Source organism: Actinomycetes bacterium, assembly GCA_036510875.1.
Lineage (GTDB): Bacteria > Actinomycetota > Actinomycetes > Prado026 > Prado026 > DATCDE01.
Window position 1 is genome coordinate 1 of record DATCDE010000240.1, and the last position, 9,229, is coordinate 9,229.

The window sequence follows — 9,229 nt, forward strand, 5'->3', positions numbered from 1 at the left end:
GGCAGCCACTGCAACACCGAGTGGCTCGCGGCAGCCGGCCTTGACCTCAGCGACGGGGTGTTCTGCGACAACACCCTGCGCGCGGTCCGGGCTGACGGGACGCCGGTCGACGGCGTCCACGCGGTGGGGGACGTCGCTCGGTTCCCCAACCCCCGCTTCGACGAGGTGGCGCGCCGAGTCGAGCACTGGAACATGCCCACCGAGACCGCCCGTCGGGTGGGGCCAACGCTCGCCGCCTTCCTGGCCGGCCACGGCTACCAGGCCGCCGCCGAACGGCTGTTCGCGCCGCTGCCCGCGTTCTGGTCCGACCAGTACGACACCCAGCTGCAGTCGTACGGGGCGCCGGGCCTCGCCGGCGACGCGCCGGACGACGTGCGGGTCCTCGACGGTGACCCGCACGGCGAGGTGGTCGTCGGTTACCACCGGGACGGCGACCTGGTCGGTGTCATCGGCCTGGGGATGGCCTCCAAGGTCAATTCCTACCGACCCCTCATCGGTCGGCAGCCGACCTAGGCTGCGCGGGTGCGCGTGTTCCTGGCCGGGGTCACCGGAGTCATCGGGGTGCGGCTGCTGCCGCTGCTGGTTGCGGCCGGCCATGAGGTGGTCGGCATGACGCGCTCACCGGAGAAGGCCGGGCAGGTGCGGGGGCTCGTGCCGAAGCGGTGGTCTGTGACGTCATCGACCTGGAGCAGCTGACCCGGGCGATGGTCCGGTTCCGGCCCGACCGCGTCCGGCACCAGCTGACCGACCTGCCCGACGACGTCAGCCGGCTGCCCGAGCGGGCCGCTGCCAACAACCGGATCCGTCGCGAGGGGACCCGCAACCTGATCGAGGCGGCAGGAGCGGTCCCGCTGGTCGCGCAGAGCGTCGTCTGGACCCTGCCGGGGGACGGTGGTGCGGCGGTGGCCGAGCACGAGCGGGCGTGCTCGACGCCGGGGGAGTGGTCGTCCGGTACGGCCAGTTCTACGGCCCTGGCACCTACTTCCCGGCGGCCCCACCGGAGGCTCCTCGGATCCACCTCGACGACGCCGCCCGACGTACGCTGCCCCGGCTCACCGCTCCCAGCGGTGTCGTCGTGCTGGTCGACGGTTGAGCCGGGCTGAACGAGGACGGGGTCGCTGATGAGGTATCTGGACGGCGTAATCTCAGGGAAGCCGGTCTCCCGGATCGGTCTAGGCACCTGGCAGTTCGGCTCCCGGGAGTGGGGCTACGGCCGCGCCTACGCGTCGAGCGAGGCCGGGTCGATCGTGGCGCGGGCCGCCGAGCTGGGCATCACGCTGTTCGACACGGCAGAGGCCTACGGGTTCGGGCGCAGCGAGCGGATCCTGGGCGCCGCGCTGGCGTCTCACGGCCTGCGGGACACCGCGTTCGTGGCCACCAAGATCTTCCCGATCCTCCCCGTGGCTCCGGTGGTCCGGCAACGGGCCGCGGCCAGTGCGCGGCGCCTCGGGCTGCCGAAGATCGACCTCTACCAGGTCCACCAGCCCAACCCGGTCGTCCGCGACGGCACCACCATGGCCGGGATGCGCGACCTGCAGCGGGAGGGGCTGGTCGGCGAGGTCGGCGTCAGCAACTACTCGCTGGCCCGCTGGCAGGCCGCCGAGCGTGCCCTGGGCAGCCGGGTGCTGTCCAACCAGGTTCAGCTCAGCCTGGCCCACCCTGGCCCGCTCGACGACCTGGTCCCGTTCGCCCAGGAGCAGGGCCGGATCGTCATCGCCTGGTCCCCCCTCGCCCAGGGGCTGCTCTCCGGCCGCTACGACGCCAGCAACCGTCCCAGCGGCGGCATCCGCGCGATGAACGCCCTGTTCCTCGAGGAGAACCTCGTCCGGGTAGCCCCGCTGCTCGACGTGCTGCGCGCCGTGGCGGGCACGCATCAGGCGACCCCGGCGCAGGTGGCCCTGGCCTGGCTCATCCACCACCCGGCCGTGGTCGTGATCCCCGGCGCCTCCAGCATCGCCCAGGTCGAGGCGAACGCCGCCGCGGCCGACATCACGCTCACCGACGACGAGGCCGCCGAGCTGACCACCCAGGCGCGTCGGTTCCAGCCCGTCTCCGGACTCGCCGCTGCCCGTGGCCTCGCGTCCGGCCTGCTGCACCGCTAGCCGAGAGGGAGTCCAGCGACCGGCGGGTCAGACCAGGCGTTGGGTCCAGACCAGGGCTCCGGCCGCGGCGAGCAGGGCCAGCAGGAGCGCCGCCCCCGCGAACGTCGCGGTGAGCTCTCGGGTGTGTACCACGTAGGCGACGTCCCGACCGATCTGGTCGTAGATCGAGGCCAGCTGGGACGCCGTCGAGGCGGTGAAGGACCGGCCGCCGCTCTCAGCCGCGATGCGCGCCATCGCCTGCGGGTCGTACGGGACCGGGACGTCCTGACCTTGCACGGTCACGCTGCCGCCCGCGGTTCCGAAGGCGATCGTGTCGATGGGCACCGACTGGGCCTTGGCCTCCGCCGCCGCGGCGTCGGCGGCGTCGACCGGCGACAACGAGCCGTCCCCGATGGTCGGTGAGCCGTCGCTCATGAGCACGATCACCGCGGGGGTGGGCTTGCCGGACGTCCCCTTCGGGACCCCGGCCACCGCGGACAGCGCGGTTCGGATCCCGTCGGCGGTGGCCGTCCCTCCGCCGACGGCCAGCGAGCTCAGGGCGCCGAGGACCGACGCGGTGTCCGTCGTGGGTGGCACCAACAGCCGCGCAGTGGTGTCGAAGGTCACGAGCCCCACCTGGATGCCGGTGGGGAGCTTGCGGACGAAGGCCTTCGCCTGCTCCTCGGCCGCAGCGAGGCGGCTGGGCGCGACATCGGTCGACGTCATCGATGCGGAGGTGTCGAGGGTGAGCAGGATCGTGGCCCGGTCCTTGGGGGTTCGCAGGGCCATTGCGGGCTGGGCGAACGCGAGGGTGAGGACCACCAGCGACACCAGCAGGGCGGCCGCCGGCAGGTGCCGCTGCCAGCCCTGCCGCCTGGGCACCACCGAGTTGAGCAGGTCGACGCTGCTGAAGCGAAGGACCTGGGTGTGCCGGCGCCGCTGGACCAGCACGTACATGACGAGGAGTGCAACCGGGGCGATGAGCAGCACCAGCCGCCAGCCGGAAAGGAAGGTCATCGATGAGCTCCCTGGTACGTGGGTGCGAAGCCGGCCCGCGGGCGGTCCGCCGCGGATGTCGGCCGCAGCCCCTTGCGCCGCGTGGCGAACAGCACGGTGTCGGTCAGCCAGTCGCTGGCCGTGGACAGGTGCAGGTACTCGGCCCCGGCCGCGATGATCTGCCCGGCGATCCCAACGTGCCGCGCAGCCGCGGCCACGGCGTAGCGGGCCCGGAGGGTGGCCGAGCGGGTCTGCACATACCGCTGCCGTCCGGTCTCGGGGTCGACGACGGCGAGCATGCCCACGGCAGGCAGCTCGAGCTCGCGAGGGTCGGTGACGTGGACGGCGACCACCTGGTGGCGGAGCGCGAGCGCGCGCAACGGCGGCTGCCAGCGCTGGCTGTCCAGGAAGTCGGAGATGACGACGACCTGGCTGCGCCGTGGCTGGGCGACGAGCAGACGGCGCAGGGCAGCAGCCAGGTCGGCGTCGTCCGAGGGGCCGCGGTCCTGGCGGGGGGTGTCGTGCAGGGTCGCCAGGGCGGTCATGAACCAGGCGCGTCCGGCCCGAGCCGGCTGGTACCCGGGCCGCTCGATGCCGGCCACCAGCACCCCCAGCCGGTTGTGGCCCCGCACGGTGAGCATGCCGAAGGCCGCTGCGGCGCCAAGGACGACGTCGCGCTTCTCCGCCCGGGCGGTCCCGAAGTCGAGGCTCGCCGAGCGGTCAGCAACGATCCAGGTGTCCACCTCCCGCTCGGCCTCGGTCGTTCGCACGTACGCCCCCGCGGAGCGGGCCGACAGGTTCCAGTCGATGAGTCGGGCGTCGTCGCCAGGCTCGTACGAACGGGCTCCGGCTCGCTCGTTACCGGGCCCCAGCGCGGGGGTCAGGTGGTCGCCCGCTGCGCTGCCGTCCAGTCGGCGCAGCACGTCGAGCTCGAGCCTGCGGAGGACGGACGCCCGGGTGGCCACGTCCGCTGGCGAGGCGGCACCAGGACGTTGGCCGTGACTCATCCGGCGACCTGCACGGGGGCCGGTGCGAACCCGACGGGCAGCGTCATCGTCAGCTCGTCCTGCTGCGGCGCGACCCGGGGAGCCGGGACGTGGGAGAGCACCCGGCGGACAACGTCGTCCGCGTGCAGACCTTCGGCCAGTGCCTCGTACGTCAAGGTGACCCGGTGCCTCAGCACCTCGGGCGCGACCTCGAAGACGTCCTGGGGCACGACGAACCGACGACCGTGCAGGACCGCGAGCGCACGGGCCGCCGCGAGCAGCCCGAGCGTCCCGCGTGGACTGGCGCCCAGCGCGATGAACCGAGTGAGGTCCTCCAGCCCCCACCGGGCGGGGTCGCGGGTGGCCATGACGAGGCGTACGGCGTAGTCCTGCACGGCGTGGTGGACGAACACGGCCCGGACGACGTCCTGCACCTCGGCGAGCTGCTCGACCGTGAGCACCTGGCTGGCGGTGGGCGACGGGCCGCTCATCCGCAGGGCGATGGCCGACTCCTCCTCGTACGTCGGGTGCTGCACCACGACGTGCATGAGGAAGCGGTCACGCTGCGCCTCAGGCAGGGCGTACACACCCTCCGACTCGATGGGGTTCTGGGTGGCCAGGACCAGGAACGGGGACGGGACCGGACGGCTGTGGCCGCCGACGGTGACCTGGCGCTCGGCCATCGCCTCGAGCAGCGCGGACTGCACCTTGGCCGGTGCTCGGTTGATCTCATCGGCGAGCACGATGTTCGCGAACACCGGGCCCCACTCGATGTCGAAGTCCTCGCTCGAGGGTCGCCAGATCCTCGTTCCGACCAGGTCGGCGGGGACGAGGTCCGGCGTGAACTGGATGCGCGCGAACTGGCCGCCCACGACCTGCGACAGGGTCGAGACCGTCAGCGTCTTGGCCAGGCCCGGGAAGCCCTCGATCAGGCAGTGACCGTTCGCCAGCAGGGAGAGCAGCACGCGCTCGACCATCCGGTCCTGCCCGACCACGACGCGCTTGATCTGGAACAGGGCGTCTTCGAGCAGCGCGGCGCACTCGGCGGCGGGCATGGCCCCGGCCGCGTGCGTGGGCTGGGCGTGGGTCTCGTCGGGTACCGGCACCGTACGCTCCTCGGGGGTTGGGTCTGCTGCCTTGCCTTGGGCCGACGGTCCGGTGCTCATCCGACCGGCCCGGTGCCGAGCTTGACCGTGGCTGTGTGGCTGGTGTCCGACTGGTCGGTCCAGCGCAGGGTCACCGTGTCGCCGGGGTGGAGGGAGCCGAGCAGTGCGGTGAGCTGCTCAGCTGTGTCGACGGTCTGACCGGCTGCGACGGTGATCACGTCGTCGGCGACCAGCCCAGCGCCTGCGGCGGCGGAACCGGGGACGATCCCGGCGACGAGCACGCCTGGACCGGTGGCGCCCATGGCGCTGCCCTGCACCTGGATCCCCAGGAAGGCGGTGCCGCCGATGTGGACCGTCGCGGACGCCGAGCCAGCGAGGATCTGCTGGGCGATGGCGTGCGCCGTCGCGATCGGGATCGCGTAGCCCTGGGTCGCCGTGCCCTGGCTGGCCCCGGTGAACGACCCTGCCGTGATGATCCCCACCACTGTGCGGTGCGTGTCGATGAGCGCGCCCCCGGAGTCACCAGGCTGGATCGCGGCGTCATCCTGGATGAGGCCGACCAGCTCCTCCGACGTCCCGTTGGACGAGTCCTGCGCGGTGATCGACTGGTTGAGCCCGGTGACGGTCCCGGCCACGGCGCTGGGTGTGCCACCGGCACCTCCGGCGTTGCCCGCGGCGACAACCCAGTCCCCGACGGCGACGTTTGACGAGTCGCCGAGCGGGGCGGTGGCCAGGCCGGACGCGCCGGACAGCCGCAGGACGGCGACATCGTGCGACCGGTCGTACCCCAGCACGGTGGCCCGGTAAGTGCGTCCGTTGCCCACGTCGGTCACTGCGATGGCGGTCGCCCCGGCCACGACGTGGTGGTTGGTCAGCACGATGCCGTCCGAGCTCAGCACCACCCCGGTGCCCGCGCCCTGTCCCTCGTCGTAGCCGACGGTCGTCACGATGTCGACCAGGGCAGGGGAGACCGCGGCGGCTGCGGCGCTCTGTTGTGTGGTCAGGCCCTGGTTCTGTCCCTGGCTCTGGCTCTGACCGCCCAGGTTGGGGTCTGGCAGGGTCAGTCCGGGGGAGGACTGGTTGGGGTCGGCCGTGGGGAGTGGCAGGGGAGTCACCGGCGAGCTGACGCCCGGCTGCGAGCTGGCGGCGGTCACCTCGGAGGAGGCAGGCGCCAGCATTCGGCTCAGCAGGACCCCCCCGAGCAGCGAGACGACGAGCAGAGCCGCTCCCGCTGTGACGAGCGGACCCCGCGACAGGCGCCGAGCCGAGGGCTGCGGCGCCACGGCCGGGGGCGGTGGCAGCTCGGTCGATGTCGGCGACCCAGCCCAGCGCGACGCCAGGGTGTCGGGTCGACCCCACAGCGGTGACGTCCAGTCGTCCGTCGTGGGCGGCGTCTGCCAGGCCTCAGGCCCCACGCCGGTCGGCGGCTCGTCGCTCATGGCTCGTCCTTCCATGGTCCGCCGAAGGTTCGGCGTCAGCGGATTCTGGCGTCTCAACCTGAGACGAGTCCCTAAGGAACCTGAGAGAGAGCCAAAGATCGTGGTTCGAGGCCAGGAGGGAGAGCCGGTGGAGCGCCAGACGCGGCACCTGGATGCCAGCGAGAGGACGGTTCGATCGTCCCTCAGGACGCGTCGAAGGCCGCGACGTCGACAGTGGACGACCGCAGCCGTTGCGACAGCGAGCGGGCGATGGCGAGGGTCAGCTGGGCCCAGGCGGTCGGTTCGGCCTCCTGCAGCTCGCCGTAGGCGGCTGGCGTGAGGATGTGGCAGATCGTGGGCTCGAGAGCGACGATCCGGGTCGAGCGCGGCTGGCCGTCGACGAGGGCGAGTTCCCCGAAGGACGCGCCGGCCATGATCGTGTTGAGTCGCCGCCACCCTCTCCCGTGCCGGGTGCGCACCTCCGCGCTGACCTGACCAGCGCTGAGGAAGTACAGGCCGTCGGCCGGTTCGTCCTGGTCGAACACGACGGAACCCGGCGTGAACACCTTGGTCGTGGTCCTGGTCTCGATCGAGTCGACGGCGGCTGGCGAGAGTCCCTGCAGGAGGTCCTGGGCGCCGACGGCGACGAGCCCCTCTGGCAGCTCGTCGGCACATCCGTGGGTCTCCAGCAGCTGCGTCTCGCACGATTCGAGCGCGCCGTCGAGCTCGCCGAAGCGGACGACCTGGTCGGGGAGCTCACGCAGGTGTGATCGGGCTGCCGGCGAGCGCGGCTCCACCAGCACCGAGACAACGGCGTCTCGGCAGCGGGTCAAGCCGGTCAGCAGGGTCAGCGCGGCGGTGTCGACGCGGGTCACTCGGCGCAGGTCGAGGATCTGCCACCGGGCTGGTGCCTGGTCCTCCAGCACCAGTCGCACCAGCCGTTCGGTGGTCGCGAAGCCCTCCTCACCGACCAGCTCGTGGACGGCGATGGCCGAGCCTTCGGCGTCGAGCAGGGCGCGGTGCGCCCGGGGGCGCCCCCGGCGGGACCGGACGGCCTCCGCGCGGCAGGAGCGGCGCAGCCCGGACCGGGTCTGTTCGCCCGGCAGCAACAGGTGCATGCCGAGGCGTCGGGACAACGACTCGCAGGCGGCGACACCGCGCACGCTGTTCCCACGTCGGTCGAGCAGCGGGCTGTGCACGCCTAGCCCGAGCTGCCCGGGCAGCGCGGCCGCCGCTGACCCCGCTCTTCGCCGGCAGTCCGACCCGGAACAGCCACTCGCCGGCGTAGTCGTACATGCCGCACGTGGTCATGACTGTGAGCACGCTGGCCACGACGTGGCGCGGCACGACCTGCTCGCCGGTGACCGGGTTGAGTCCGCCGTTGGCCAGCGTCGCCGCCATCACGGCGAGGTCGCGGGCGGTGACCAGTACCGAGCACTGGCGGAAGTACAGCTCGACCTTTTCGTCGACGTCGTCCTCCAGTAGGCCGGCCGAGCGCATGAGGTAGGCGATGGCGCGGTTGCGGTCGCCGGTGTCCCGTTCAGAGGCGAAGACCTCCTCGTCGACATCGAGGGGGCGCCCGGCGAAGCTGGACAGGCCTGCGAGGAGCCGCTCGAACTGGGCGTCGCGAGTTGTGCCACCAACCAGTGTGGGGTGACGATCGCCCCCGCGTTGACCATGGGGTTGTGCGCACGACCGGTGGCCACGTCGATGCTGATGCTGTTGAACGGGTCACCGGTCGGCTCGGTGCCCACCTTCGCCAGGACGGCGTGCTCACCGCGGTCCGCCAGGGCGAGGGCGTAGGCGAACGGCTTGGACACCGGCTGGATCGAGCGGCGTTAGGTCACCGGCGACGTAGATCTGACCGTCCAGGGTGGCCAGACTGATCCCACACGTCGCCGGATCGGCCTTCGCCAGCTCGGGGATGTGGGCAGCGATCTCGCCGTCGTGAAGGCCCGAGACCTCCCGCCACACGTCCTGGAGCAAGCCTTCGACCGGTCCGAGCCGCACCTCTGCCACCCCGCACCCCCAACTGGTAGGGCAGGCAGCCTTGCGCGGCATCATTGCGTGGACGTTACGGCGGCTGGGTGCGCTCGCGGTCAGCTCTCGCCGGCCAGCGGGGGCCGCCATGAGGAGGAGCCATAGCAGGGGATGGTGTGACCGCGACCCCAGTCGCCGTCCACCGGGTCCGACGAACCCTGCTACGGCTGCTGCGGTGGCTGGCCGTCGCGGTGGCGCTTCTCACGGTGGCGAGCCTGACGTACGACGCGCTGACGAGCGCTCGGGCGAGCCGCCCCACGGGACTGACGTTCGTGCAGACCGGTGACCTGCAGACGCGTTACCGCGAGTGGGGCACCACCGGGAGCCCCGTGGTGCTGGTGCCGGGGGCATTCGAAACGGCGGACACCTTCGCGGCGCTGGCTGCGGTGCTCGCCACCGATCACCGGGTCTACGCACTGGACCTGACCGGCACCGGCTACAGCCAGCCGAAGGCGCCGTTCACGGTGGCGCACTTCGCCGCGCAGGTGCTCGCCTTCGTCCAGGCGATACGGCTGACCGGCGTTGCCGCGCCGGTGCTGGTGGGTCACTCCAGCGGTGCGGCCGTCGTGGGGCTGGCGGCCGTCGAGGGCGGGTCGCGGGTC

10 protein-coding genes and 2 pseudogenes are annotated in these 9,229 nt (G+C 72.3%); 5 read left to right on the forward strand and 7 right to left on the reverse strand.

The window, feature by feature from the left end; all coding sequences use genetic code 11:
- The 4 genes from VIM19_13940 to VIM19_13955 all read left to right on the forward strand — a co-directional run.
- Positions 1-513, forward strand: a 513-nt coding sequence (locus VIM19_13940) for an oxidoreductase C-terminal domain-containing protein (protein ID HEY5185968.1), incomplete at its 5' end; no start/stop codon positions are given.
- 9 nt (positions 514-522) lie between these two features.
- Positions 523-696, forward strand: a complete 174-nt coding sequence (locus VIM19_13945; protein HEY5185969.1) for a hypothetical protein — start codon at positions 523-525, stop codon at positions 694-696.
- On the forward strand, positions 663-1,103 hold the full coding sequence (locus tag VIM19_13950; protein HEY5185970.1) for a hypothetical protein: 441 nt from the start codon (positions 663-665) through the stop codon (positions 1,101-1,103). The genes VIM19_13945 and VIM19_13950 overlap by 34 nt, the downstream gene beginning before the upstream one ends.
- Before the next feature lie 18 nt (positions 1,104-1,121).
- The gene (locus tag VIM19_13955; protein HEY5185971.1) at positions 1,122-2,102 is read left to right on the forward strand and encodes an aldo/keto reductase; all 981 of its coding nucleotides are present in this window, start codon (positions 1,122-1,124) and stop codon (positions 2,100-2,102) included.
- A 27-nt stretch (positions 2,103-2,129) separates the two neighbouring features.
- On the opposite strand, the gene VIM19_13960 is transcribed toward VIM19_13955, so the two are convergent.
- From VIM19_13960 to VIM19_13990, 7 genes and pseudogenes are all read right to left on the reverse strand, one after another.
- Positions 2,130-3,098, reverse strand: coding sequence for a VWA domain-containing protein (locus VIM19_13960; GenBank protein ID HEY5185972.1), 969 nt, complete (start codon positions 3,096-3,098; stop codon positions 2,130-2,132).
- Entirely contained in the window at positions 3,095-4,084 is a 990-nt protein-coding gene (locus VIM19_13965) for a DUF58 domain-containing protein (protein ID HEY5185973.1), read from the reverse strand. The genes VIM19_13960 and VIM19_13965 overlap by 4 nt, the downstream gene beginning before the upstream one ends.
- Positions 4,081-5,118, reverse strand: a complete 1,038-nt coding sequence (locus tag VIM19_13970; protein ID HEY5185974.1) for an AAA family ATPase — start codon at positions 5,116-5,118, stop codon at positions 4,081-4,083. The genes VIM19_13965 and VIM19_13970 overlap by 4 nt, the downstream gene beginning before the upstream one ends.
- 107 nt (positions 5,119-5,225) lie before the next feature.
- Entirely contained in the window at positions 5,226-6,608 is a 1,383-nt protein-coding gene (locus VIM19_13975; GenBank protein ID HEY5185975.1) for a trypsin-like peptidase domain-containing protein, read from the reverse strand.
- Between the two features lie 182 nt (positions 6,609-6,790).
- Positions 6,791-7,750 carry a cyclic nucleotide-binding domain-containing protein gene (locus VIM19_13980; GenBank protein ID HEY5185976.1) on the reverse strand — a complete coding sequence of 320 codons (960 nt, stop codon included), beginning with the start codon at positions 7,748-7,750 and terminating at the stop codon, positions 6,791-6,793.
- A 124-nt stretch (positions 7,751-7,874) separates the two neighbouring features.
- Positions 7,875-8,234 (reverse strand): annotated as a pseudogene (locus VIM19_13985) (glutaminase).
- A gap of 35 nt (positions 8,235-8,269) precedes the next feature.
- Positions 8,270-8,407: pseudogene (locus tag VIM19_13990) on the reverse strand (glutaminase).
- 336 nt (positions 8,408-8,743) lie between these two features.
- Between VIM19_13990 and VIM19_13995 the strand changes: the two are divergent.
- Positions 8,744-9,229: alpha/beta hydrolase (locus VIM19_13995; GenBank protein ID HEY5185977.1), on the forward strand; the 486-nt coding region annotated here is incomplete at its 3' end.

Bases quoted from the DNA above. Each gene is read 5' to 3' on its own strand.
- VIM19_13965 (HEY5185973.1), bottom strand. From the start codon at position 4,084: ATGAGTCACGGCCAACGTCCTGGTGCCGCCTCGCCAGCGGACGTGGCC.
- VIM19_13960 (HEY5185972.1), bottom strand. From the start codon at position 3,098: ATGACCTTCCTTTCCGGCTGGCGGCTGGTGCTGCTCATCGCCCCGGTT.
- VIM19_13975 (HEY5185975.1), bottom strand. From the start codon at position 6,608: ATGAGCGACGAGCCGCCGACCGGCGTGGGGCCTGAGGCCTGGCAGACG.
- VIM19_13955 (HEY5185971.1), top strand. From the start codon at position 1,122: ATGAGGTATCTGGACGGCGTAATCTCAGGGAAGCCGGTCTCCCGGATC.
- VIM19_13970 (HEY5185974.1), bottom strand. From the start codon at position 5,118: ATGCCCGCCGCCGAGTGCGCCGCGCTGCTCGAAGACGCCCTGTTCCAG.